This is a genomic window from Terrabacter sp. 01T434 (assembly GCF_056398545.1).
Map to the genome: position 1 here is coordinate 354,775 of NZ_JBFTPP010000001.1, position 24,597 is coordinate 379,371.

Below are 24,597 nucleotides of genomic sequence, written 5' to 3' on the forward strand. Positions count from 1 at the left end.
TGCTCTTTCGCTTTCCGGGGCCGACGAACTGCTCTGTCGATCTACCAGCGGTGGGCGACGTCGATGACGAGACGGCGGCCACCGTCGGCGTTGGTGAGCACGAACACCCGCATCGGCAAGCGGGCCCGCACCCCGAGCCCGTAGTCGGTGTAGCCCTCGAAGCTGCCGAGGTTCTTTAGCTGACGGAAGGTGCGCCACCCGGAGAAGGTCCTCGTGCCCGCGCTGAGAGTGGACGGGGCGTTGATGGTGATCTGGATCTTCGCCCCGCCGCTGATGGGTATCGGGAGTCCGCTGCCGGGTCCGGTCAGCTCGCCCACGTAGCGGACGTCGTAGCCGAGCCGGCCGCTTCCCCGGGCGACGTCGAAGACGAGGCGGTCGTAGCACTCGTGCTGGCCGGTGCGTGCCCCGATGACGTTGCCGGTCCACAGCTGGCTGGGGCTGGTGGCCTTGGGCAGCGAACCCCACGTGATCCCGCAGAAGGGCGCTGCGCTCGTGGCCGCCGCGGCGGAGGTGGAGGCGACGGTGGCGGCGACGGGCGTCGTCAGTGCCGCGACGATGCCGACGGCCGCCAGGCGGCGTCGTGTGGTGGTGTGCATAGGAAAAGCCCCCTCTCCCCGGAGGCCGGGCCCGCTGCCCGACGTCCACTTCTAGGATGCTCCTCAGCGGCCGCCGGTTGACTGGATGCCGACCATGCGGTGCCGGGGCCTCCCGGCGCGACGACTAGGCTCGGTCGCCATGAGTGGGTCGAACGGGTCGAGTGCGCCGAGCGGGCCGGGCGAGGCGAGCCGACCCCTGCTGCGCGTCCGGCTCGACCTCGCCTATGACGGGACGGCCTTCTCGGGCTGGGCCGCCCAGCCGAGCCTGCGGACGGTCCAGGGAGACCTGTCGGCGGCCCTGACCACCGTCCTGCGCAGCCCCGACCCCGTACGCGTGACCGTGGCCGGACGCACGGACGCCGGCGTGCACGCGCGCGGGCAGGTCGCCCACGTCGACGTCGACCCTGCGGCCTGGGCATCGCTGCCCGGACGCTCCGACCGGGACCCGGGTGTCGCCCTCGTCAGCCGTCTGGGCGGCATCCTGCCGGCTGACGTCGTGGTGCGTGAGGCGCGCCTGGCGCCTGACGGCTTCGACGCTCGCTTCTCCGCGGTCGAGCGGCGCTACCTCTACCGCATCGCCGACACCGGCGCGGTCCGTGACCCCCTGCGTCGCCACGACACGGTCTGGTGGCGCAAGCCGCTCGACGTCGACGCGATGGACGAGGCGGCCCGGTCACTTGTCGGTCTGCGTGACTTCGCGGCGTTCTGCAGGCAGCGCGAGGGTGCCACGACCGTGCGCACCCTGCTCGACTTCTCGTGGATCCGCCTGGCCGACGGTGTGCTGGCCGCCACCGTGCGCGCCGACGCGTTCTGCCACTCCATGGTGCGCTCCCTCGTCGGGGCCGTCGTCCCGGTGGGGGAGGGGCGGCGGGGGCCGGACTGGCCACGGGCGCTGCAGGACCGTGCCCAGCGGGCTGCCGGCATCCACGTCATGCCGCCCCACGGGCTCAGTCTCGAGGAGGTCGTCTACCCGGACGACTCCGAGCTGGCGGCGCGGGCGCTCGCCACCCGGGCCCGTCGCGCGCCCGTGGCAGGATGAGCCTGTGCGGGCGTGGGGTTAACCGCGTGACGCGGCCACACGGCATACGACAGGCTTGACCCTCGTGGGCCACGTCGACGTCAACTCCGTCTCCTTCAGCCTGCCGGACGGCAGGCCGTTACTCAACGACGTCTCGGTGCGGGTGGGGGAGGGCGCCAAGGTCGCCCTCATCGGCCCCAACGGGACGGGCAAGACAACGCTGACGCGGATCATCGCCGGCGACATCGCCGCGCACGAGGGTGCGGTGACCCGCTCGGGCGGCCTCGGCGTCATGCGCCAGTTCATCGGCAAGGTCCGCGACGACACGACGGTGCGCGACCTGCTCGTCTCGGTCGCGCCCGACCGGATCCGCTCGGCGGCCGAGGAGATCGACCGCACCGAGCTGCTCATGATGGAGCGCGACTCCGAGGCCGACCAGATGGCCTACGCCCACGCCCTCGTCGAGTGGGGCGAGGCCGGCGGCTATGAGCAGGAGACGCTCTGGGACCAGTGCACGATGGCGGCGCTCGGCATCCCCTACGACCAGGCCCAGTGGCGCAAGGTCACGACGTTGTCGGGTGGGGAGCAGAAGCGGCTCGTGCTCGAGGCCCTGCTCCGCGGGCCGGAGGAGGTGCTACTCCTCGACGAGCCGGACAACTACCTCGACGTGCCGACCAAGCGGTGGCTCGAGGAGGCTCTCGTCGCCTCTCCCAAGACGGTGCTGTTCATCAGCCACGACCGTGAGCTGCTCGACCGCGTCGCATCGCGCGTCGCGACGCTCGAGCCGGGCGCGGCCGGTGCGACGCTCTGGGTGCACCCGGGCCGCTTCGCGACGTATGCCCAGGCCCGCGCGGACCGCAACGACCGCCTCGAGGAGCTGCGTCGGCGCTGGGACGAGGAGCACGTCAAGCTCAAGACGCTCGTGCAGACCCTCAAGGTCAAGGCCAAGTTCAACGACGGCATGGCCTCGCGCTACCAGGCCGCCCAGACCCGTCTGGCGAAGTTCGAGCAGGCGGGACCGCCCGAGGAGACGCCGATGACGCAGTCGGTCAAGATGCGCCTCACCGGCGGCCGCACGGCCAAGCGCGCCATCGTCGCGACCGGCCTCGAGCTGACCGGCCTGATGAAGCCCTTCGACCTCGAGGTCTGGTACGGCGAGCGCGTCGCGATCCTCGGCAGCAACGGCTCGGGCAAGTCGCACTTCCTCCGGCTGCTGGCATGTGGCGGGACCGACCCCGAACGCGAGCACCAACCCGTCGGGGACGTGCGGCCGGTGCCCGTCCCGCACGACGGCGTCGTGCGGCTCGGGTCACGCGTGCGGCCCGGGTGGTTCGCCCAGACGCACGAGCACCCGTCGCTCATGGGTCGCACCCTCCTCGAGATCCTCCACCGCGGGGACGAGCACCGGGAGGGTCGGCCCCGCGAGCAGGCGGCCCGCGCGCTCGATCGCTACGAGCTGGCCCGGTCGGGCGAGCAGAAGTTCGAGTCGCTGTCGGGCGGTCAGCAGGCGCGCTTCCAGATCCTGCTGCTCGAGCTGTCGGGCGCGACCATGCTGCTGCTCGACGAGCCCACCGACAACCTCGACCTCCAGTCGGCCGAGGCGCTCGAGGAGGGGCTCGACCGCTTCGAGGGCACCGTCGTCGCCGTGACCCACGACCGGTGGTTCGCCCGCGGCTTCGACCGCTTCCTCGTCTTCGGCGCCGACGGTCGCGTCTACGAGTCGACCGAGCCGGTGTGGGACGAGGGGCGCGTCGTCCGACCCCGGTGACCCTCCCCACGCCGCCGCCCGGCACCTGTGCCGGGCGGTGGGGAGCGGAGTAGCGTCGGGCCATGCTGCTGCGATCGCTCGACACGGGTGTGGTCGGAGCCCCGATGGCCGGGGGCCCCACGACGCCCGAGCTCGTTGCCACCGTCGGTGAGGCCGGCGGGCTCGGCCTCCTCGCGGGGGGTTACCTCACCGCTCCGCAGCTGGCGGCGGCCATCGCGGAGGTGTGGGACGCGTCGTCCCGCCCGTTCGGGGTGAACCTCTTCGTGCCGGCCCAGGCGAACGCGTATGCCGTGGGGTCGGGTGAGCTGACCGGCTCGGAGCGGGCAGACGCGGTCGCGGCCTACCGCGCGGCGCTGGTGGACGATGCGGAGGGGCTGGGCGTGCAGCCGGGTGAGGCGAGGCCCGGCGACGACGACGACTGGGAGCGCAAGCTCGACCTCGTCGTTCGTGAACGGGTGCCCCTCGTGTCGTTCACGTTCGGGCTTCCGAGTGGTGCCGTCCTGGGCGAGCTCCGCCGGGCCGGCATCGAGACGGTGGTGACGGTCACCGACGTCGACGAGGCAGCCGCCGCACTCGCCGCCGGAGTCGACGGCCTCTGTCTCCAAGGTCCCGACGGCGGAGGGCACCGCGGCACCCTCGACCCGGTCAAGGAGCCCTCGGGCGCCGACCTGCTCGACCTCGTCACCGTCGTCAGGTCGCACACGGACGTGCCGATCGTCGCCGCGGGCGGCATCTCCACCCCCGAGCGGGCCGCGCAGGTGCGCGCGGCCGGGGCCGATGCCGTCCAGATCGGGACCGCCCTGTTGCTGACCCCCGAGGCGGGGACCGGCCTGGCCTACCGGCGGGCGCTCGCGGATCCCGCGTACGAGCGCACTGCGGTGACGCGGGTCTACTCCGGCCGCCTCGCCCGCGGCCTCGAGACCGACTTCATGCGGCGGCTCGACGGCCGCGCCCCCGCCGCCTATCCCGAGGTGCACCACGTCACGGTCCCGCTTCGACGGGCGTCCGCCCGGGCGGAGCGAGCCGACCTGCTCGCGCTGTGGGCCGGAACGGGCTGGCGATCGGCGCGATCGGTCCCGGCCGCCACGGTCGTGGCCGAGTTCGCGCACTGACCGAGCCGGCGGCCCTCGCGGGGTGGCTCGTGGCCGCGGTGCCGGGCGGGCGGCATACGCTCGGGGCATGCCCAGTGCCGAAGGAAACCTGACGTGGGTGGCTGCTGACGAGCGACCCGACCTGCTCGCGCCGGCTGTCGCCGCGGCGCTCGGGCACGTGCCGGGGGCGCGCGTGGCGCCCATCGACGCGACGCTCGCCGACACTGCCGCGTTCTGCGAGTTCTACGACGTGGCGCCGGAGGCGTCGGCCAACTGCGTCGTCGTCGAGGCCCGCCGGGGCGAGGAGACGACGCTGGCCGCTGTCATGGTGCTCGCCACCGACCGGGCCGACATCAACCGTGTCGTGCGCAAGCACCTCGGCGCCCGCAAGATCTCGTTCGCCGACCAGGTGAAGGCGCAGGAGCTGACGGGGATGCAGCAGGGTGGGATCACGCCTGTCGGGCTGCCGCTGGAGTGGCCGGTGCTCGTGGACGAGGCCGTCGTCGCGGCGGGCCCGGTCGTCGTGGGAGCAGGAGTGCGGGGGGCCAAGCTGCTGCTCGACGGTGCCGCCCTCGCTGCCCTGCCCACGGCTCAGGTCATCGCCCTGGCCGTGCGCTGACGCGACGGAGGGTCAGCCGGCGACGTCCCAGAGCATCTGCGCCCGCTCGGTCGGTGTGGTGCCACCCCAGATGCCGAAGGTCTCGGGGACCCTCAGGGCGTGGTCGAGACACCGTTGCTGGACGGGGCAGGCTCCGCACACCCTGCGGGCAGCCTCGGTCTGCTCGCGGCGCTCACGCTGGTCGAGCTCCTGGTCGTCGGCGAAGAACTGCTCGACGGCCTTGGTGCGGCATCGGCCCTGCTCCTGCCACTCGTACGAGGAGTAGGTGGGGCGCGGAAGGCGGGTGATCGTCATGGCTTCCTCCGTCGGGGTCCGGTTCTTCGATCTGATGCAGAACCTACGCAGAACTTATGCATTGCACAAGAGACTTGCATAAGTTTATGATCACTGGGCCCGACCGGCGTCGGAGCGGACCATGACGGGAATCTCGGACCGCTCCGCCCGTGGCGGGCGACCAACGTGACGGTGAGGATCGAGATGAACGCGCACCCGGCAGGCTCGACGGGGCCCGGCGCGCCAGGCCCCGTCGACCCTGACCTGGGGGAGCGTGCGGCCGAGCTGGGCTGGCCGGTCGGCGTCGTGGCCGAGCGTCTCGGGATCGCGGCACCGACGTTGCGCTCCTGGGACAGGCGTCACGGGGTCGGGCCGAGCGTGCGCACCAGCGGGAACCATCGCCGCTACACCGAGCTCGACATCCGGCGCGTCGAGCTGATGTCCCGGCTCACGGCCCAGGGCGTGCCGGCGCAGAGCGCCGCCGACTCGGTGCTCGCCATGGGTGTCGACGGGCTCGGACAGGAGCCCGCAGATGCGAGCCCGTCCGAGCATGACGCCACCGACCTGGTGGACGCTCTCGTCGGCGCTGCGAGTGCCCTCGACGCCGGCACCCTGTCGCTGCTCCTCCGGAGGGTCCTTCGTCGTCGGGACGCCGGCCAGGCCTGGGTCGAGGTCTTCGCGCCGGCCCTGCGGAAGGTGGGTGACCTCTGGCAGGAGGGGCGGGTGGGCGTGCAGGCCGAGCACCTGACGAGTGAGCTGATCCAGTCCGAGCTCCGCGCGGTCGTCCGGGACCACCGGCTCCGGGTGGCGGGTCTGCCGGTCGTCCTCGCAGGTGCAGACGACGAGCTGCACCACCTGCCCCTCGTCGCCCTCGAGGCCGAGCTCGCACGCAACGGCGTGGCCAGCCTCTTCCTCGGACCGCGCGTGCCGGCGGACGCCCTCATCTCGGCGCTGCGTCAGTCCCGGCCGCGTGCGGTGTTCCTCTGGGCCTCGCTGCCGCGCCCACGGGACGAACCGTTCTGGCGTCAGCTCGAGGTCGTCGACTGGCCGCTCGAGGTCGTCATCGGCGGCCCGGGGTGGGCTGGTGGGCTCGCGGCGCCCGAGGGGCCCGTGGTCGTCAGGCGCGTCGAGGACTTCGGCTCTGCGGTGCGCGCGCTGGCCCCGCCGCCCGCAGCCTGAGGCGGGGTGCGAGGAATCGCAACTTCTTGAAGACGGATGCAAGATTTTGCAGTCCAAGTCTGGCGCGATGTCCGATATGGGCGCTAGGTTCTCCCCGGTGGTCGAGCGTCCAGACACGGGCGTGTGAGCGACCCCGCCCACAAAGGAGTGCGCATGCGCCGTCGCCCGGCCCTGTCCGTCGCCAGCATCTCGGCCCTCGTTCTGGCCGGACTCGCAGTCCCGCTGGCGGGGGCGCCGACAGCCCGAGCCGACGCCCCGCGCACGGCCACCCTCGTCGGCAGCCTGCAGGACGAGCTCGGCTGCAGCAGCGACTGGCAGCCCGACTGCACCAAGACCGACCTCGCGCTCGTGCCCGGCACGAGCTCGTATGCCGCCGAGTTCCGGGTGCCCGCGGGCAGCTACGAGCTCAAGGTCGCGATCAACCACTCGTGGGGTGAGAGCTACGGCCAGGGCAGCGGCAACGTGCCGCTCGTGCTCACGGCTCCGGCCACGCTGCGCTTCACCTACGACGACACGACGCACGCCGTCGGCGTAGCACCCACGGACCTCCCCGGCGCTGCGACGAAGGCCGACTCGAAGCTCGCGACCCCGTCGCTGCGCAATCTCGCGACGAAGGAACGCTTCTACTTCGTCATGGCCGACCGCTTCGCCAACGGCGACACCGCCAACGACCAGGGCGGTCTGACGGGCGGCCCTCTCGCGACGGGCTTCGACCCGACCAACGAGGGCTTCTATCACGGTGGTGACCTCAAGGGCCTGGCGAGCAAGCTCGACTACATCAAGGGTCTCGGCACGACCGCCATCTGGCTCACCCCGTCGTTCAAGAACCGCGCCGTCCAGGGGAGTGGTTCCGATGCGAGCGCCGGCTACCACGGCTACTGGATCACCGACTTCACGCAGGTCGACCCCCACCTCGGCACGAACGCCGACATGAAGACGCTCATCTCCGCCGCCCATGCCAAGGGGATGAAGGTCTACTTCGACATCATCACCAACCACACGGCCGACGTCATCTCCTACGACGGCGGCTCGTACACCTACGTCAACAAGGCCACCAAGCCGTACAAGGACGCCCAGGGCAACGCGTTCGACGACGCCGCGGTTGCCGGCAAGCCGGCCTGCACGGGCGGCGCCACGGCGCCCGACTGCTTCCCGGCGATGTCCCCGGCCACGTCGTTCCCCTACGTGCCGAAGGTCGCCGACGCCGACAAGGACGTCAAGGTCCCCGCCTGGCTCAACGACACGACTCTCTACCACAACCGCGGTGACTCGACGTATGCCGGCGAGTCCGCCACGTACGGCGACTTCTCCGGCCTCGACGACCTCTTCACGGAGAACCCCAAGGTCGTCTCGGGCATGGAGGACATCTACAAGTCGTGGGTCGACTTCGGGGTCGACGGCTTCCGCATCGACACCGTCAAGCACGTCGACATGCCGTTCTGGCAGTCCTTCTCGCCCGCGATCCTCGACCACGCGAAGGCGACCGGCAAGAACAACTTCTTCATGTTCGGCGAGGTCTACGACGGCAACCCGGCCTACACGAGCCAGTTCACGACGAAGGGCAAGCTGCCTGCGACGCTCGACTTCGGCTTCCAGGGTGCGGCGCTCGGCTTCGCGCAGGGCAAGGCGACCACCGGCATCCGCGACCTCTTCGCGGGGGACGACTACTACACCGACACCGACTCGAACGCCTACGAGCTGCCGACGTTCCTCGGCAACCACGACATGGGTCGAGTCGGTGCGATGCTCCTCGCCGGGGGCGCCACGGGTGACGACCTGCTCGCCCGGGACCGGCTCGCGACGTCGCTGATGTTCCTGACCCGCGGCCAACCGGTCGTCTACTACGGCGACGAGCAGGGCTTCACCGGGCCGACGAGCGACTTCGGCGACAAGCGTGCCCGCCAGGACATGTTCGCCACGAAGACGCCGATCTACCAGGACGACGTCGTCGTCGGCAGCAGCAAGCCGGCCGGGACGGCCGCTCACTACGACACGTCCGCCCCGCTCTACCGCGAGATCAAGGCGCTCTCCGCGCTGCGGGCGGCGAACCCGGCGCTCGCCGACGGCGCCCAGGTGCACCGGTACGCCTCGGACGCGGCCGGCATCTACGCGGTCAGCCGTATCGACAAGGCAGCCAGGCGCGAGTACGTCGTCGTCGCCAACAACGCGACGACCGCCAAGACCGCGACCTTCTCCACCTACTCGGCGGGCTCGAAGTTCGTGCCCCTCCTCGGGGGCACGGCCGACCTCCGGGCGGCACGTGACGGCCGCGTGACCGTGACCGTCCCGCCGCTGTCGGTGGCGGTCTACCGCGCGAACGGGACCATGGCACAGCCGAAGTCGGCCCCGGCGATCTACCCGACGTCGCCGAGCGCGGGTGGCGTCGTGGGTGGCCGTGCGGAGATCGGCGCGGCCCTGCCCGGCAACACGTTCGCCGAGGTGACCTTCCTCCAGCGCCCGGTCGGCACGTCCGCCTGGACGCCGATCGGCACCGACGACAACGCCCCGTACCGCGTCTTCCACGACGTGTCCGGACTCGCCAAGGGAACGTTGGTCGAGTACCGAATGGTCGCGAAGGACCTCGCCGGACACGTGTCGGCGACGTCCACCTACGGCATCGTCGGCGAGCCGACGACCGCCGGGAGCAGCGGGAGTGGCGGCGTCGGCCCGGTCACCCAGCCCGACAACGTCAGCGTCCCGGGCAGCCACAACTCCGAGATGGGATGCCCCGGCGACTGGCAGCCGGACTGCGCTCAGGCGCAGCTGGCCCTCGACCCCAAGGACGACATCTGGAAGGGCCGGTCCGACTCGATCCCCGCCGGCGACTACGAGTACAAGGCCGCCATCAACAAGTCGTGGGACGAGAACTACGGCGTGGGCGGCGTCAAGGGCGCGGGCAACATCGCCTACACCGCGCCCGGCGGCAAGCCCGTCAACTTCTACTACGACCACCGCACGCACTGGGTCACGAGCGACGCCCAGAACCCGATCATCACGGCGGCCGGCAGCTTCCAGAGCAAGCTCGGCTGCCCCGGTGACTGGGCACCGGACTGCATGCGTTCGTGGCTGCAGGACCCCGACGGTGACGGCACCTACACCTTCACCACCGACCAGATCCCGGCCGGCAACTACGAGTTCAAGGTCGCCCACGGTCTGGGCTGGGACGAGAACTACGGCGCCGGTGGTGCGCCGGGCGGCGCCAACATCGCCTTCTCGGTGCCCTCCGACGGCGTCCTGACGACCATCACGTACGTCCTGTCGACGCACGCGATCTCGGTCAAGACGTCCCGGCCCGGGGCCGCCCCGGACCTGACGAAGTCCAAGGCGTACGTCGTCGGTCCCGACCTCGTCGCCTGGCCCGCCTCGGCCCTGCCTGCCGGCACCGACCCGGCGACGCTGAACTGGCGCCTGCACTGGTCGGCCGACGGTGGCCTCGGCGTCGACGCCGAGGCGGTGACGGGCGGTTCGGTCGCGACCCTGACCCGTGACCCTGCCGGCCTGCCTGCCTCGTTGCTCGCCGCCCACCCCGAGCTCGCCGGGGCCGTGGCCCTGCGTCTCGACAAGGCGACGGCCCGCAAGCTGCCGGAGATCCTCAAGGGTCAGGTCGCCGTGGCGATGTACGACTCGAACGGGTCGCTCCTCGACGCCACGGGCGCCCAGACGGCCATCGCGCTCGACGCGTTGTATGCCGCGTCCGCCCGGACGCGCTCCTACGGCGTCAGCTTCTCGGGCTCGGGCCGGGTCGGCTTCTCGCTGTGGGCACCCACCGCCTTGCAGGTCACCCTGCTGACCTGGCCCGCGGGCAGCGCCGACCAGCCGGTCTCCACCGCCCACCGGACCGCCATGACCCGGGACGGGTCTGGGTCCTGGACCACAGCCCTCGGCGCCTCGGCCCGCAACGCCCGCTACCTCTACGAGGTGAAGGTGTGGGCGCCCACGACCGGGAAGGTCGAGACCAACGTCGTCACCGACCCGAGCTCGGTCGCGCTGACGCTGAACTCGACACGGTCCGTCGCGGTCGACCTGCGCGACCCGGCGTTCATGCCGTCGACGTGGCGCAGCACGCCGTCGCCGAAGCTGGCGCAGGACGTCGACTCGACGATCTACGAGCTGCACATCCGCGACTACTCGATGTCCGACGCCAAGGTCCCTGCTACCGAGCGCGGGAGCTACCTCGCCTTCGCGGCAGACGGCGACGGCCGGGCGCACCTCAAGGCGCTGGCCAAGGCCGGACTCAACACCGTCCACCTGCTGCCGAGCTTCGACATCGCCTCCATCGAGGAGGACCCGGCGAAGCAGGAGACGCCGAAGTGCGACCTCGCCTCGTACGCTCCGGACAGCGAGGAGCAGCAGAAGTGCGTCGGCGCCGTCGCATCCAAGGACGCCTTCAACTGGGGCTATGACCCCTACCACTACAGCGTGCCGGACGGGTCGTACGCCTCCAGTGCCAAGGCGGCCGACGGCGGATCGCGCGTGGCCGAGTTCCGCACCATGGTCGGCGCGCTGCACCAGGATGGGCTGCGCGTCGTGCTCGACCAGGTCTTCAACCACACGGCCCAGTCGGGCCAGGGCGACAAGTCCGTGCTCGACAAGATCGTGCCCGGCTACTACCAGCGGCTCAATGCGACCGGTGCCGTCGAGACCTCGACGTGCTGCCAGAACGTCGCGACGGAGCACGCGATGGGAGAGAAGCTCATGGTGGACTCGGTCGTGTCGTGGGCCCGGAACTACCACGTCGACGGCTTCCGCTTCGACCTCATGGGACACCACAGCCGGGCCAACATGCTCGCGGTGCGCTCGGCGCTCGATGCCCTGACGCTCGAGAAGGACGGCGTGGACGGCAAGTCCATCTACCTCTACGGCGAGGGCTGGAACTTCGGCGAGGTGGCGAACAACAAGCTCTTCGTCCAGGCGACGCAGGGACAGCTCGGCGGGACGGGTATCGGCACCTTCTCCGACCGTCTGCGCGACGGAGTGCGCGGCGGCGGCCCGTTCGACGAGGACCCGCGTCGTCAGGGCTTCGGTTCCGGCGAGGCCACCGACCCCAACGGGGCGCAGATCAACGCCGACGCGGCCACCCGGCTCGGGAGCGACACCGACCTCGTCCAGCTCGGGCTGGCCGGCAACCTCAAGACGTTCACGTTCCGCAGCCAGAAGACGGGAGCCGTCGTCAACGGCACGCAGGTCGACTACAACGGAGCCCCGGCCGGCTACGCCGACCAGCCTGACGAGGTCGTCAGCTACGTCGACGCCCACGACAACGAGACACTCTTCGACTCGCTGACGTACAAGCTGCCCGTGGCCACCTCGATGCAGGACCGGGTGCGGATGAACACCCTGTCGCTCGCGACGACCGCCCTCGCGCAGACGCCGTCGTTCTGGCACGCCGGAGCCGACCTGCTGCGCAGCAAGTCGCTCAACCGCGACTCCTACGACAGCGGTGACTGGTTCAACCGCCTCGACTGGACGGGCGCCGACAACGGCTTCGGTCACGGCCTGCCCCCGCAGGAGCAGAACTCCGCGAAGTGGCCCTTCATGAAGCCGCTGCTCGCCAACCCGGCGCTCAAACCGACGGCGGCCGACGTGCGCAGCGCCGACGCGATGGCGCAGGACCTGCTGCGACTTCGCTTCAGCACCAAGCTGTTCCGGCTCGGCAACGCCGCCGCCATCAACGCCAAGGTGAGCTTCCCGGTCTCCGGCACAGCCGACGCGAAGCAGGGCGTCATCGTCATGCGGATCGACGACACGAAGGGTGCGGACGTCGACCCGGCACTGCGCGGCGCGGTCGTCGTCTTCAACGCGACGCCCGACGCCGTGAGCCAGAAGGTGCCCGGCCTCACCGGCCCGGTCCGGCTGAGCCCGGTCCAGGCGAACGGCGCTGACAGCGTCGTCCGGCAGGCGGCCTACGACTCGGGCAGCGGCTCCTTCTCGGTGCCCGCCCGCACGGTCGCGGTGTTCGTCCAGCCGAACTGACGTCCGGCAGCGGGCTGTCCACGAGTCCTCGGTGTCCCGGTCTCCGGGACGCCGAGGGCTCCTGCCGTGCGCCACAGGCCTGTGGGCGAGGCTGCCGACCTCTGTCCTGCGCGCGGAGCCCCCACCTGTTGCGAGCCCGCCCCGCGGCATACGTTGGTCCGGTGACGACACGTGAGACCAACGACATGACCTACCGCCAGCTCGGCGACAGCGGACTGACCGTCTCGACGGTTGGCCTGGGCTGCAACAACTTCGGACGACGCCTCGACCAGGAGGGCACCACCGCCGTCGTGAACGCCGCGATCGACGCAGGCGTGACGCTCTTCGACACCGCCGACATCTACGGCCTCGGTGCGAGCGAAGAGCTGCTCGGTGCGGCACTGGGCAAGCAGCGGGAGAACGTCGTGGTGGCAACGAAGTTCGGCATGGACATGCAGGGTGCCAACGGACCCGACTGGGGGGTGCGGGGCTCACGGCGCTACGTGCGAACCGCGGTGGAGGCCAGCCTCCGACGTCTCGGCACGGACTGGATCGACCTCTACCAGCTGCACCGTCCCGACCCGCACACGCCGATCGGCGAGACCCTCGCCGCCCTCGACGAGCTCGTGCGTGAGGGGAAGGTGCGCTACATCGGCAGCAGCAACCTCACCGGGTGGCAGGTCGTAGACGCCGACTGGACCGCTCGTTCGGCCGGCACCGAACGCTTCGTCTCGGCGCAGAACGAGTACTCCCTGCTCGAGCGCGACGTCGAGGAGGAGCTGGTGCCGGCCTGCGAGCACGTCGGGGTCGGGCTGCTGCCGTTCTTCCCCCTCGCATCGGGCCTGCTGACCGGTAAGTACCGGCGCGGCGAGGCGGCGCCGCAAGGGACCCGCCTCGCATCGATGGGTGAGCGCCTCGACTCGGCGGACTGGGACACGATCGAGCGTCTCGAGGGGTATGCCGCGGAGCGCGGTCTGCGGCTCATCGACGTGGCCATCGGCGGCCTCGCTGCCCAGCCTGCGGTGGCCTCGGTCATCGCCGGGGCGACCCGTCCCGAGCAGGTGCACGACAACGTGCGGGCCGGGTCGTGGCAGCCGACCGTCTCCGACCTCGCCGCCCTCGACGAGATCACGATCCCGGCGTCCTAGCGGTCGCCCACGAGCTCGCTCACTCGACCACGACGGGGTCGTCGCCGGCTCGCGGTCGAGCGCCCGCCGACTCGGTCGGCGCGGCGCTCGGCAGGCCGCACTTCCCGCGCCTCTCGGCGCGGAGCGCGTGGCGGTAGAACCACGCGCCGGCGATGCTGAAAGCGCCTGCACCCACCATGGCTACCTGCGTGGAGGTGCGCTCGGCGAGGAGGCCGAGCAGGGGAGCGGCGAGACCGAATGCGACCGAGGCGACCATCGAGTTCATCGACAGGACGGTGGCACGGTTGCGCGCCTGCGCCTCGCGGTGGAGCAGGGCCGAGTGCATGGGGCCCGCGGAACCGTGCACGAGGTACGTCACGCCGTAGGCGGCGATGAGGGCGGCCGGGCCCGCCACGAGCCCCATGACGACGGCCCCGAGCCCGTTGAGGATGCGCGCGACGATGGCGGTCCGGGCCACGCCGATGCGCCGGCTCGACCACCCGCCCAGTGCCGCGCCGACGGCGAAGACCGCCCAGCCGGCCGCGGCCACCGGGCCCATGATGGCCCCGGCGCGCTCCTCGCCGCCGACGAGCTCCGCGAGCCGGATTGGCTGGAAGGTCTCGAAGACGATCATCGCGACCGACCAGAAGAGCTCGACGGTGACGATGCCGCGCAGCACCGCGTTGTCGCGCAGCAGGCCGAGGCCCTCACGGACGACGCTCGGGGACTGCTTGGCCGAGGCCAGGGCCCGTCGTGCCGCCGACGTGTCGAGGTGCTCGGCCGAGCGCGGCTCCCGCAGCAGCACGAGGACGGCGAGCAGGTGGAGGACGTTGAGGGTCACGAAGACGGCGACCGGCAGGACGAGCGCCGACGCGCCGGCGAACGGGTGCCACCACACGAGGCCACCCGAGACCAGCGCACCGGCCGCGATGCCGACACCGACCACCGTGCCCTGCGCGGAGAGCGCGCCGTCCACGTCGGCTCCGGGCCTGCTCGCGTGCACCGTGTCGACGAACCATGCCTCGAGCGGGCCGGAGTCGAGGGCCCGGAAGATCCCGGTGAGCACGGCGGCGAGCAGGAACGCCCAGAACGAGTGCGCGACGAGCAGGGTCCCGCTCGCGACGACGTTGACGACGGCGGAGACGACGAAGACGGGGCGGCGCCCGAAGACGTCGGCGAAGCCGCTCGTCGGCAGCTCCAGGGCGAAGATCGTCAGCCCGGCGGCCGACGTGACCGTCATCGCCTGCGCGACGGTGAGGCCCCGCTCCAGCTGCCAGAGCGTGAGCAGGCCGACGACCAGGCCCACCGGGAACCAGCGGGTGAAGGTCAGGGCGAGGAAGACGCGGCGCGCAGCGTCGGGGGACAGGACGGCATACGTGCTCGTCGCGCTCATCGGGACGACTCGCGTGCAGGGTCCGCCGGCGGCCGGTCGAGGTCGAGGGGGTACGCGAAGGCGTACACCGCGATCCGTCGGGCCTGCGGGTTGCCCTGTCCGACCCGGCGATAGCGCTCGATGAGCTCCCACATCTCCTCGCGCATGACCTCGAGGGACTCCGTGGTCACGAGGACGGAGGCGTCGCTCGATCCGCACGCGTCCTGCCAGGCAGTGGGCCACGTCGTCGAGACGTCGAGCCAGCGGTCGTACTGCTCGCTGAAGTGACGGGCATAGTCACGGGTCAGCCAGTTGAGGGCGGTCTCGGAGTCCTCGTCGCCCTCGAAGTCGCTCGGGTGCCACGAGTGGTACTCCGAGCTGGCTCGCCACAAGCGCCGTTTGCCCTCGCCCTCCTCGGTGTCCTGGACGAGCCCGACCGACTCGAGCTTGCGCAGGTGGTAGCTCGTCGCGCCCGAGTTCGTGCCGAGCAGGCTCGCGAGATCGGTGGCCGTCGAGGGGCCGTGCCGCCGCAGGGCACCGAGCAGGCGGGAGCGGAGCGGGTGGGCCAGCACGCGCAGGCTCGCCGGAGTGAGCCAGACGCTGTCGTCACCGGGAGCCTTCGAGGAGTCATCTGCAGCCATAGTGTGCACAATACCTTTGCACAGTCTCGCTGCACAAGATGTGTGCACAGGTGGGACTTGCCGGCATCAGTGCAGGTCAGGCCGGGTTTCCGTGCCTGGTGCGCGGGATTTGAGGGCGTGACCCAGAGCCCGTAACATGGGTGAGGTTGTGCACCGGGCCGTCAGGCGAACCCGCCACACCCCACGGGAGCGGGCGACGCGGACCGAGCCCAGCGGCATTCACTGCTCCACCATTTCTTAAAGCGAAGGCAGACTCCATTGCGCACGTACACCCCGAAGCCCGGCGAGGTCACTCGCACGTGGCACGTCATCGACGCGACCGACGTCGTGCTCGGCCGTCTCGCGAGCCAGGCCGCTGTCCTGCTCCGGGGCAAGCACAAGCCGCAGTTCGCGCCGCACGTCGACACCGGTGACTTCGTCATCATCATCAACGCCGAGAAGGTCGCCCTCACGGGCGCCAAGCTCGAGCAGAAGAAGGCGTACCGCCACTCGGGCTTCCCGGGCGGTCTGCGTTCGACCTCCTACACCGAGCTGCTCGCCCAGAGCCCCGAGAAGGCCGTCGAGAAGGCCATCCGCGGCATGCTCCCTAAGAACTCGCTGGCCCGCCAGCAGCTCTCCAAGCTCAAGGTCTACCGCGGCGCCGAGCACCCGCACGCGGCCCAGCAGCCCGTCCCCTTCGAGATCACCCAGGTTTCGCAGTAAGCCCCCGGCTGCTGCGTAGAAAGCGACAAGACACGTGACTGACATCGTGAACGAGGAAGTCCTCGACACCGACGAGCCCGAGCTGACCGAGTACACCTCGGAGTCCGACGGCTCCGTGGTCGGCGAGCCGAAGCGCGCCCGTGAGGTCTCGACCCCCGGTGCCGCCACCGGCCGACGCAAGCAGGCCATCGCCCGCGTGCGCATCGTCCCGGGCACCGGCGAGTGGAAGATCAACGGCCGCACGCTCGACGCCTACTTCCCCAACAAGGTGCACCAGCAGATCGTCAAGGAGCCCCTGACGCTCCTCGAGCTCGACGGCTCCTACGACGTGCTCGTGCGCGTGCACGGCGGTGGCCCCTCCGGCCAGGCCGGCGCAGTGCGCCTCGGCGTCGCCCGCTCCCTCAACGGCATCGACGAGGAGCTCAACCGTCCCGCCCTCAAGAAGGCCGGCTTCCTCACCCGTGACCCCCGCGTCCCGGAGCGCAAGAAGGCCGGTCTCAAGAAGGCCCGCAAGGCGCCCCAGTACAGCAAGCGCTGACCTGGCTGCCCCAGCAGGACAGTCGAAGGCCCCCGAGCACTGCTCGGGGGCCTTCGTCGTCCACTGCGGGCGTCTGCGTCGGGTGGAGGAACGCTCACGGCCCACGGATGTTGGCTCGCTGCATCGGGGCGCGCCCCTGCGTGGCACCCTTGGGAGCATGCAGGCGTCCGTGGGCACTCCGGACCGCCGGGCCACGGGCGGCCTCGTCTCCGTCGTCGGCCTGCTCGTCCTGAGCGGCGCCGGCCTGGGTCTCGCGTGGACGACCACCGGCTCCGAACCTGCGGTCGTCGGCTGGTGGCTCGCCGTCGTCGGACTGGGGGTGCTCCTGCCGGGATGGGCGCTCACGCGCTGTCTGCACGCCTCGTCCGCGAGCCCCACCGACGTGGGTTGGGCCGGCCCGGTCGGAATCCTGGTCGCCCTGCTGACCTGGCTCGTCGCGCACCTGCTCGGAGTCGACCTGCCCAGTCTGGTCGTCGGACCCGCCCTCGCTCTGCTGCTCGTCGCGCTGCCGGCGACGCGATGGCGTCTGGTCGGATCGTCCGCCGCGAAGGTTCGCTGGCCCGTGGGGGCCTGGGCGGCTCTCACCGTGACGGCGCTCCTGACGGTGCGGTGGATGTGGGTCGGCGGCCTCGCCGGCACCGCGCCGGTGCCGACGGCCCGGTTCCGGCACTACGACCAGGACCTGCTCTACCAGACCGCCCTCACCGGCGAGGCGCGACGCAACCTCGTGCCCGGCTACCCCATGGTGGACGGCGAGCCCTTGGGCTACCACTGGTTCTTCCATGCTCTCGCCGCCCAGCTCGGCGGCTCCGGACTGCACGACCTCGATGTCGTGACCAGGTTGCTCCCTGCCACGCTCGTCGTCATGGTGACGCTGCTGGCGGCAGCCGTGGGGTCGCAGGTGACCGGCCACTGGACCGGGGCCGTGGGAGCCACGGTCGCGGTCACGCTCGTCCGGCCGTTGGCCCCCGACCCGTGGCTCCAGGGACCGCTGGCCGTCGTCGGCACGTACTGGCAGCTGAGCCCGACGGCCACCCTGGGCTGGGTGCTCGGCCTGGCCCTCACCGGCTGCCTCGTCGCCGTCCTGCGCCGAGGCCCCTTCGACCGTCCGGTGCCCGTCTGGCTCCTGCCCCTCTTCGCGATCGGCGCGGCCGGGGCGAAGTCGGCACAGGTGCCCGTCATCGCCTGCGGGGTGGCCCTCGCGGGACTCGTGTGGGTGGTGGCCGCCCGGGGCCGCGGTGGGTGGCGGCGGACGGCCGCGATCCACGGCGGTGCTGTCGCCGGCCTCCTCGTCGTGATCGCCCTGGCGGTGCTCTTCCTCTATCCGGGTTCCTACGGCCTTCGTGTCGACCTCGGGGCGTGGCCGGCCAGCGCTGCCGAGCAGGTCTACGGCACCACGGGCGTGAGTCCCGTCGCCGTCGCGGCCGCGTCCCTCGTGGCGCTGGTGCGCCGGTGGGTCCCCATGCTGCTGCCGTGCGCGGGCCTGCTCGTCCTGCTGCGTCGTCGGCCGCTCGAACCTGCGGGGTGGATCGGCCTCGGGACGGTGGTCGGGGGACTGCTCCCTGCGCTGGTCCTGACCCATCCGGCCGGTAGTCAGGTCTACTTCGCGGTGGCGGCTCTCCCGATCGGACTGGTGCTCTCGGGTGCCGGGGCGGGACTGTTCGTCCAGCACGTCGTCGCCGGTGACGGTCTGCACGGCCTGCCGAGGCCGCCGGGCCTGTCCGGCTGGGCGGGACCGTTCCGGCCGGGACGTGCCCTGTTCGTCCCGGGTGTCGTCGTGATCGGGGCGCTGGCCCTCGTCGCCGTGTGGCGGGTGACCCATGCCGCCTCCACGGCAGCCCCGGCGCCTCCGGCTCAGGCCACCCCCGGAGCGTCGGACAAGGGGTACCTGCTCTGGGGGTGGGCGTCAGGCACCCTGCTGCTCGTCGGGATGATCCTGCTCATCGTCACCCTCGGCTGGGCAGCGGTCGCCCGCCGCCGAGGCAGAAGACCGGCTGGTGCCTGGGGCGGCCTGCTCGCCCTCGGCGTCTTCGGCTGCGGACTGTGGGCCCTGACGCCCGATCTCCGGATCGGCGTCGTCCCGGGGCCGCCGGTGTCGGCCGAGCCGGTGCCCGGCTCCGGAGAGCCGGTCATCAGCCCGGCACTCTTTGCCGCCGGGCAGTACCTTCGGGAGCACGCAGATCCTCACGACGTCATCGCGACCAACCGGGTCTGGAACGGGCCTTGGCCGGGCCCGTACGACCATCATGACAACCGCGACTTCTCGGTCGCCGCCCTGTCGGGCCTGCGCACCGACGTGTCTGGCTACGGCTACGCGCCGCGGATGGTCCGGTCACCCCCATCAGCCGACCTTCCTCCATTTCAGCAGCCCTTCTGGGACCCGGAACGCCTCGCCGAGGAGCTGACGCTCGTGACCGACCCGACCCGGGCGAGGCTCGACGCGGCGTATCACGGTCGCGGGGTGCGCTGGATCCTGGCCGATGAACGGTCCGGTCCCGTCTCGACGGTCCTCGCACGGCTCACCGACGTCGTCATGCACCGGGACGGAGTCTGGCTCGCACGGCTTCGCCCGCCCGGCTCGTGATCAGGTGTCGGCCGTGGTCGCGGCCCCACGACGGAGCGCCAGCCGGCACCCCACACGGGCTCGGCACGCCTCGTCGGGCGGTATTGTCGTGCGAGCACATCTGCGACCGCCCCCCGGCCGCAACCCCTCGGGAAGGCAGAACACGCGTGGCTCGACTCTTCGGCACGGACGGCGTCCGTGGTGTGGCGAACAAGGACATCACCGCCGAGCTCGCGCTCGATCTCTCCGTCGCCGCGGCGCACGTGCTGGCGGAGGTGGGGGCCTTCAACGGCCACCGACCCGTTGCGGTCGTCGGGCGGGACCCGCGGGCGTCGGGGGAGTTCCTCGCGGCAGCGACCATGGCGGGCCTCGCCTCGGCCGGCATCGACGTGCGTGACGCCGGCGTGCTGCCGACCCCCGCCATCGCCTACCTCGTGGGGGAACAGGACGCCGACCTCGGTGCCATGCTCTCGGCCTCGCACAACCCCATGCCTGACAACGGCATCAAGTTCTTCGCACGGGGCGGCCACAAGCTCGCCGACGACCTCGAGGACCGCATCGAGGACCGGTTGCGCGACGAGTGGCAGCGCCCCACCGGGGGTGACGTCGGCCGCATCACGCCGCTCGCCGACGGCGCTGATCGCTATGTCGCCCACCTGTTGGCCTCCCTGCCGCACCGGCTCGAGGGGCTGCACGTCGTCGTCGACGCTGCGCACGGAGCTGCCTCGGAGGTCGCCCCGCGCGCCTTCCGCGAGGCGGGTGCCCGGGTCACCGTCATCGGCGGCGAGCCCGACGGCCTCAACATCAACGACGGCTACGGCTCCACCCACACGGGGCGACTCAAGGAGACCGTCGTCGCGACCGGCGCCGACTTCGGCATCGCCCTCGACGGCGATGCCGACCGCTGCCTCGCGGTGGACGCCACCGGCTGCGAGGTCGACGGCGACCAGATCATGGCGATCCTCGCCCTGGCCATGAAGGAGCAGGGAGTGCTGCGCGGTGACACGCTCGTCGCCACCGTGATGTCCAACCTCGGCATGATCCAGGCGCTCGGCGGCGCCGGCATCAAGGTGCTGCAGACCGCCGTCGGTGACCGCTACGTCCTCGAGGGGATGAAGGGGGGCGGCTACTCCCTCGGCGGCGAGCAGTCCGGTCACGTCGTCATGCTCGACCACGGGACGACCGGCGACGGCACGCTCACCGGCCTCATGCTGGCCTCGCGGGTCGCCGCCACCGGCCGCACGCTAGCCGACCTCGCCGGAATCATGACCCACTTCCCGCAGGTGCTCGTCAACGTCAAGGACGTCGACAAGTCAGCGCTGGAGGCCAACGCCGCCGTGGCCGATGCCGTGCGCGCGGCCGAGGGCGAGCTCGGCGACACCGGGCGCGTCCTGCTGCGCAAGTCCGGCACCGAGCCGGTCGTCCGCGTCATGGTCGAGGCCGCCGACGGCGACCAGGCCGCTGCGGTCGCCGAGCGGCTCGTCGGCGTGGTCAGGGCCGAGCTCTCCCTCTGAGGCCGGCACGGCGACCTCACGCCCTGCCGCTGGCAGAATCGAGCACGTGAGCCACGCCAACGTCGTGCCCCTGCACCGGCGGATGCAGCCCCGGGACCCGCACGAGACGCACCGTGTGGCGACCCCGCTCGAGCTGTTCTTCGACCTGGTCTTCGTCGTGGCCATCGCGGGCGCTGCGGCCCAGTGGCACCACGGCCTCACGGAGGGCCGTCTCGAGGACCTCCTCAGCTTCGTCATGGTCTTCTTCGCCATCTGGTGGGCGTGGATGAACTACACGTGGTTCGCCTCGTCCTACGACTGCGACGACGTCCCCTATCGGTTGCTGACGTTCGCCATCATGACCGGTTCGCTGATGCTCGCCGCCGGCATCCCGGATCTCTTCGCCACGGAACAGTCGGGACTCGTCGTCGGCGGCTACGCCGTCATGCGCTTCGCGATGGTCGCCATGTGGCTCCGGGCCGCGGCGAGCCACCCCCAAGGCCGCGCGACCGCGCTGGCGTATGCCGTCGGCATCTCCGTCGTGCAGGTGCTGTGGATCGCCCGGTTGCTGCTCCAGGGCCACGCGGTGCTGCTCGGGTCCTTCTTCGCGCTGGTCGTCCTCGAGCTGCTCGTGCCGATCCTGGCCGAGCGGCGGGGCATCACGCCCTTCCACCCGCACCACATCGCCGAGCGCTACGCCCTGCTGACGCTCATCGTGCTCGGCGAAGTCATCCTCGCCTCGGTGCAGGCCGTCCAGGCAGCGCTCGGACAGGGCGCCGACCCAGGCCTGCTGCCACTGGTGGTGGGGGGACTCTTCGTCGTCTTCTCGATGTGGTGGCTCTACTTCAAGCGGGATCACGCCGGACTCTTCGGGCGCAGCATCCGGAGCACCTTCCTCGCCGGCTACGGCCACTACCTGGTCTTCGCCTCGGTGGCCGCCACCGGGGCGGCCCTCGCGGCGGCCGTCGACCGCGTCCAGGGCGAGGGGCACGCCTCGGTGCGCATGGTCGGGCTCGCGCTGGCGGGGGCGGTCGCGGTGTACCTCTGGGGCCTCACGGCGATGCACGCCCTGGCCGGGGCGCCGACGTCGGAGACCCGGGTCGGTGTGGCGGTCGGTGTGGCGGTGCTCCTCGTCGCGGCGGTCGTGCCGGCGATCGGCATCACGGTGCTGATGATCGGCCTGCTGCTCGCAGCCGCAGTGGCCCACCACGTCTGGAGCACCCGCGACGCCGCCTGAAGGTGACGGGACGTGGGCACTCGACACAGGGATCGCGTCGAGTGCCCACGTGCCCACGTGCCCACGTGCCGACGTGCGTCCGGCGCGGTCAGTCGACGAGCCGGAGCAGACCCGAGTCGACGTCGTAGATGAAGCCGCCCACGAGCGTCCCCTCGGCGATGAGGGGATGGCTGCGGACCGTGGCGAGGTCCGCACGCAGGGCGCGCTCCTGGTCGGAGATCGCGTGGAAGCTCATCCAGGACGCGTCCTTGCCGGCGCTGGCTCCGACCCGCTCGCGCAGCTCCGCCTCGGTGTTCAAGGCCATGGCGCACCTGGTGTGCGGCACGATGAGGATGCGGTCCACGTTGAGCAGGTGCGTGGCGAGCACCAGCGCCTCGAGGGCTTCGGAGGCGACCCGACCGCCCGGGTTGCGGAAGATCTTGGCGTCCCCTGCCTTGAGGCCGACGAGGTTCAGGGGGTCGATGCGGGAGTCCATGCAGGTCACGATCGCCACGCCGGCACGGGCGATGCCGTCGAATCCGGCCAGGTCGAAGGTGTCCGCGTAGGCACGGTTCGCGGCGAGCAGGTCATCGAAACCCTTGCCGGCTGAAGCGACGTCGCTCATTCTGTGTCCTCTCTCGTCTGTCACTGGAGTCCGGGTCGCCTGGAGATGGTGAAGGCCACCGGCTTGCTCACCTCGGCGAAGAAGTCGTTGCCCTTGTCGTCGACGACGATGAAGGCCGGAAAGTCCTCGACGTCGATCTTCCAGACTGCTTCCATGCCGAGCTCTTCGTATTCGAGCACCTCGACGTGCTTGATGCAGTCCTGCGCCAGCCGGGCGGCCGGACCGCCGATCGACCCGAGGTAGAAGCCCCCGTGCGTGCCGCAGGCGTCGGTGACCTGCTTGCTGCGGTTGCCCTTGGCCAGCATGACCTTCGAGCCTCCGGCGGCCTGGAACTGTTCGACGTAGGAGTCCATGCGGCCCGCCGTGGTCGGCCCGAAGGAACCGGAGGGCATGCCCTCCGGCGTCTTGGCCGGACCGGCGTAGTAGACGGGGTGGTCCTTGAGGTACTGCGGCATCTCCTCGCCGGCGTCGAGGCGTTCCTTGATCTTCGCGTGCGCGATGTCCCGGGCGACGACGAGCGGTCCGGTGAGCGACAGTCGCGTCTTGACCGGGTGCTTCGAGAGCTCGGCGAGGATGTCGTCCATCGGCTGGTTGAGGTCGATCTTCACGACGACGTTGCGGCTCGTCGAGCTGACACCGACCGCGTCGTCCTCGTGCTCGCCGAGGTCGACCGACCCGGCGTCGGGAAGGAAGCGCGCGGGGTCGGTCTCGAGCTGCTCGATGAAGACCCCGTCGGCGGTGATCTTGCCGAGCACCTGGCGGTCGGCCGAGCACGACACCGCGATCGCCACCGGCAGCGAGGCGCCGTGGCGGGGGAGGCGCACGACCCGCACGTCGTGGCAGAAGTACTTGCCGCCGAACTGCGCACCGATGCCGAACTGGCGGGTCAGCTCGAGGACCTTCTCCTCGAGCTCGGTGTCGCGGAACCCGTGGGCGCTGATCGACCCCGACTTCGGCAGCGTGTCGAGGTACTTCGCCGAGGCGTACTTGGCTGTCTTCAGGGCGAACTCGGCGCTCGTGCCCCCGATGACGATGGCGAGGTGGTAGGGCGGGCACGCCGCCGTGCCGAGCGACCGCAGCTTCTCGTCGAGGAAGCGCATCATCGCCTCCTCGTTGAGGATGGCCTTGGTCTCCTGGTAGAGGTAGCTCTTGTTGGCAGACCCGCCGCCCTTGGCCATGAAGAGGAACTTGTACTGCGCCTCGTGGCCCGGGAGGGTGTCGGCGTAGAGCTCGACCTGGGCCGGGAGGTTGGAGCCGGTATTCTTCTCCTCCCACGTCGTGATCGGCGCCATCTGCGAGTAGCGCAGGTTGAGGCGGGTGTACGCGTCGAACACACCCTCGCTGATCGCCCGCTCGTCGGTGCCCGCCGTCAGCACGTGCTGGCCGCGCTTGCCCATGACGATCGCCGTGCCGGTGTCCTGGCACATCGGCAGCACGCCACCGGCCGCGATGTTGGCATTCTTGAGCAGGTCGAGCGCGACGAACTTGTCGTTGTTGCTGGCCTCCTCGTCCTCGAGGATGTTGCGCAGCTGCTGCAGGTGGCCGGGCCGCAGGTAGTGGGCGATGTCGTGCATCGCCGTCTCGGTCAGCAGCCGCAGGGCCTCCGGGTCGACCTCGAGGAAGGTGCGTCCTCCCGGTCCCTCGACGGCGCGCACGCCCTCGGTCGTCAGCAGCCGGTACGGCGTCTCGTCGGCGCCGATCGGCAGCAGGTCCTCGTAGACGAAGTCGGGCACGACGTGCTCCTCGCGATCTTGGTGGGCTCGTGGTGATGACGTATGCCGCCGAGCCCGCGGCATACGACAGTCCCCTCCCAGCCTAGTGACG

18 protein-coding genes are annotated in these 24,597 nt (G+C 71.2%); 12 read left to right on the forward strand and 6 right to left on the reverse strand.

All coding sequences use genetic code 11. The features are described from left to right. Window positions 1-41 precede the first annotated feature (41 nt). Window positions 42-596 carry an AMIN-like domain-containing (lipo)protein gene (locus AC1DIW_RS01780; RefSeq protein WP_478106246.1) on the reverse strand — a complete coding sequence of 185 codons (555 nt, stop codon included), beginning with the start codon at window positions 594-596 and terminating at the stop codon, window positions 42-44. A gap of 139 nt (window positions 597-735) precedes the next feature. Here AC1DIW_RS01780 and truA point away from each other — a divergent pair, with 139 nt between their 5' ends. From truA to AC1DIW_RS01800, 4 genes are all read left to right on the forward strand, one after another. Further along, window positions 736-1,635, forward strand: a complete 900-nt coding sequence (gene truA / locus AC1DIW_RS01785; protein WP_478106247.1) for a tRNA pseudouridine(38-40) synthase TruA — start codon at window positions 736-738, stop codon at window positions 1,633-1,635. A gap of 64 nt (window positions 1,636-1,699) precedes the next feature. Further along, entirely contained in the window at window positions 1,700-3,382 is a 1,683-nt protein-coding gene (locus AC1DIW_RS01790) for an ABC-F family ATP-binding cassette domain-containing protein (RefSeq protein ID WP_442279698.1), read from the forward strand. A gap of 62 nt (window positions 3,383-3,444) precedes the next feature. Then, window positions 3,445-4,494 carry a nitronate monooxygenase gene (locus tag AC1DIW_RS01795; RefSeq protein ID WP_442279699.1) on the forward strand — a complete coding sequence of 350 codons (1,050 nt, stop codon included), beginning with the start codon at window positions 3,445-3,447 and terminating at the stop codon, window positions 4,492-4,494. Window positions 4,495-4,561: 67 nt separating this feature from the next. Next, window positions 4,562-5,092 (forward strand): YbaK/EbsC family protein, encoded by a 531-nt coding sequence (locus AC1DIW_RS01800; protein ID WP_442279700.1) that lies wholly within the window; start codon window positions 4,562-4,564, stop codon window positions 5,090-5,092. A gap of 12 nt (window positions 5,093-5,104) precedes the next feature. Here the strand turns inward: AC1DIW_RS01800 and AC1DIW_RS01805 are convergent, their stop codons facing one another. Then, complete coding sequence (locus AC1DIW_RS01805; RefSeq protein ID WP_442279701.1) at window positions 5,105-5,386, reverse strand: WhiB family transcriptional regulator; 282 nt, start codon at window positions 5,384-5,386, stop codon at window positions 5,105-5,107. A 183-nt stretch (window positions 5,387-5,569) separates the two neighbouring features. Here AC1DIW_RS01805 and AC1DIW_RS01810 point away from each other — a divergent pair, with 183 nt between their 5' ends. The 3 genes from AC1DIW_RS01810 (at window position 5,570) to AC1DIW_RS01820 (ending at window position 13,644) form a co-directional block, all read left to right on the forward strand. Further along, window positions 5,570-6,544: a MerR family transcriptional regulator gene (locus AC1DIW_RS01810; protein ID WP_478106248.1), complete on the forward strand. Its 975-nt coding sequence runs from the start codon at window positions 5,570-5,572 to the stop codon at window positions 6,542-6,544. A gap of 153 nt (window positions 6,545-6,697) precedes the next feature. Beyond that, a complete protein-coding gene (gene pulA / locus AC1DIW_RS01815; protein ID WP_478106249.1) occupies window positions 6,698-12,517 on the forward strand; it encodes a pullulanase-type alpha-1,6-glucosidase in 5,820 nt (1,939 codons plus the stop codon). A gap of 185 nt (window positions 12,518-12,702) precedes the next feature. After that, window positions 12,703-13,644: an aldo/keto reductase gene (locus AC1DIW_RS01820; RefSeq protein ID WP_442279705.1), complete on the forward strand. Its 942-nt coding sequence runs from the start codon at window positions 12,703-12,705 to the stop codon at window positions 13,642-13,644. Window positions 13,645-13,663: 19 nt separating this feature from the next. Here the strand turns inward: AC1DIW_RS01820 and AC1DIW_RS01825 are convergent, their stop codons facing one another. Beyond that, window positions 13,664-15,016, reverse strand: a complete 1,353-nt coding sequence (locus tag AC1DIW_RS01825; protein WP_478106250.1) for an MFS transporter — start codon at window positions 15,014-15,016, stop codon at window positions 13,664-13,666. Beyond that, complete coding sequence (locus tag AC1DIW_RS01830) at window positions 15,013-15,636, reverse strand: ArsR/SmtB family transcription factor (protein ID WP_478106251.1); 624 nt, start codon at window positions 15,634-15,636, stop codon at window positions 15,013-15,015. The genes AC1DIW_RS01825 and AC1DIW_RS01830 overlap by 4 nt, the downstream gene beginning before the upstream one ends. Before the next feature lie 258 nt (window positions 15,637-15,894). Between AC1DIW_RS01830 and rplM the strand changes: the two genes are divergently transcribed. The 5 genes from rplM (at window position 15,895) to AC1DIW_RS01855 (ending at window position 22,169) form a co-directional block, all read left to right on the forward strand. Beyond that, complete coding sequence (gene rplM / locus AC1DIW_RS01835; RefSeq protein ID WP_478106252.1) at window positions 15,895-16,338, forward strand: 50S ribosomal protein L13; 444 nt, start codon at window positions 15,895-15,897, stop codon at window positions 16,336-16,338. A 34-nt stretch (window positions 16,339-16,372) separates the two neighbouring features. Continuing rightward, window positions 16,373-16,876: a 30S ribosomal protein S9 gene (gene rpsI / locus AC1DIW_RS01840; RefSeq protein WP_442280017.1), complete on the forward strand. Its 504-nt coding sequence runs from the start codon at window positions 16,373-16,375 to the stop codon at window positions 16,874-16,876. Between the two features lie 157 nt (window positions 16,877-17,033). Then, window positions 17,034-19,460 (forward strand): hypothetical protein, encoded by a 2,427-nt coding sequence (locus AC1DIW_RS01845; protein ID WP_478106253.1) that lies wholly within the window; start codon window positions 17,034-17,036, stop codon window positions 19,458-19,460. Window positions 19,461-19,606: 146 nt separating this feature from the next. Then, window positions 19,607-20,953: a phosphoglucosamine mutase gene (gene glmM / locus AC1DIW_RS01850; protein WP_478106254.1), complete on the forward strand. Its 1,347-nt coding sequence runs from the start codon at window positions 19,607-19,609 to the stop codon at window positions 20,951-20,953. Window positions 20,954-20,999: 46 nt separating this feature from the next. Next, window positions 21,000-22,169, forward strand: coding sequence for a low temperature requirement protein A (locus tag AC1DIW_RS01855; RefSeq protein ID WP_478106255.1), 1,170 nt, complete (start codon window positions 21,000-21,002; stop codon window positions 22,167-22,169). An 88-nt stretch (window positions 22,170-22,257) separates the two neighbouring features. On the opposite strand, the gene AC1DIW_RS01860 is transcribed toward AC1DIW_RS01855, so the two are convergent. Both AC1DIW_RS01860 and AC1DIW_RS01865 read right to left on the reverse strand, forming a co-directional pair. Next, entirely contained in the window at window positions 22,258-22,773 is a 516-nt protein-coding gene (locus tag AC1DIW_RS01860) for a beta-class carbonic anhydrase (protein ID WP_478106256.1), read from the reverse strand. A gap of 20 nt (window positions 22,774-22,793) precedes the next feature. After that, window positions 22,794-24,506 (reverse strand): fumarate hydratase, encoded by a 1,713-nt coding sequence (locus AC1DIW_RS01865; protein ID WP_478106257.1) that lies wholly within the window; start codon window positions 24,504-24,506, stop codon window positions 22,794-22,796. Window positions 24,507-24,597: the final 91 nt, after the last annotated feature.

Excerpts from the sequence above, each read along its gene's own strand:
- AC1DIW_RS01780 (WP_478106246.1), bottom strand. The coding sequence starts at position 596 with ATGCACACCACCACACGACGCCGCCTGGCGGCCGTCGGCATCGTCGCG.
- truA (WP_478106247.1), top strand. The coding sequence starts at position 736 with ATGAGTGGGTCGAACGGGTCGAGTGCGCCGAGCGGGCCGGGCGAGGCG.
- AC1DIW_RS01795 (WP_442279699.1), top strand. The coding sequence starts at position 3,445 with ATGCTGCTGCGATCGCTCGACACGGGTGTGGTCGGAGCCCCGATGGCC.
- AC1DIW_RS01800 (WP_442279700.1), top strand. The coding sequence starts at position 4,562 with ATGCCCAGTGCCGAAGGAAACCTGACGTGGGTGGCTGCTGACGAGCGA.
- AC1DIW_RS01805 (WP_442279701.1), bottom strand. The coding sequence starts at position 5,386 with ATGACGATCACCCGCCTTCCGCGCCCCACCTACTCCTCGTACGAGTGG.
- AC1DIW_RS01810 (WP_478106248.1), top strand. The coding sequence starts at position 5,570 with ATGAACGCGCACCCGGCAGGCTCGACGGGGCCCGGCGCGCCAGGCCCC.
- pulA (WP_478106249.1), top strand. The coding sequence starts at position 6,698 with ATGCGCCGTCGCCCGGCCCTGTCCGTCGCCAGCATCTCGGCCCTCGTT.
- AC1DIW_RS01820 (WP_442279705.1), top strand. The coding sequence starts at position 12,703 with ATGACCTACCGCCAGCTCGGCGACAGCGGACTGACCGTCTCGACGGTT.
- AC1DIW_RS01825 (WP_478106250.1), bottom strand. The coding sequence starts at position 15,016 with ATGAGCGCGACGAGCACGTATGCCGTCCTGTCCCCCGACGCTGCGCGC.
- AC1DIW_RS01830 (WP_478106251.1), bottom strand. The coding sequence starts at position 15,636 with ATGGCTGCAGATGACTCCTCGAAGGCTCCCGGTGACGACAGCGTCTGG.
- AC1DIW_RS01845 (WP_478106253.1), top strand. The coding sequence starts at position 17,034 with ATGCAGGCGTCCGTGGGCACTCCGGACCGCCGGGCCACGGGCGGCCTC.
- AC1DIW_RS01860 (WP_478106256.1), bottom strand. The coding sequence starts at position 22,773 with ATGAGCGACGTCGCTTCAGCCGGCAAGGGTTTCGATGACCTGCTCGCC.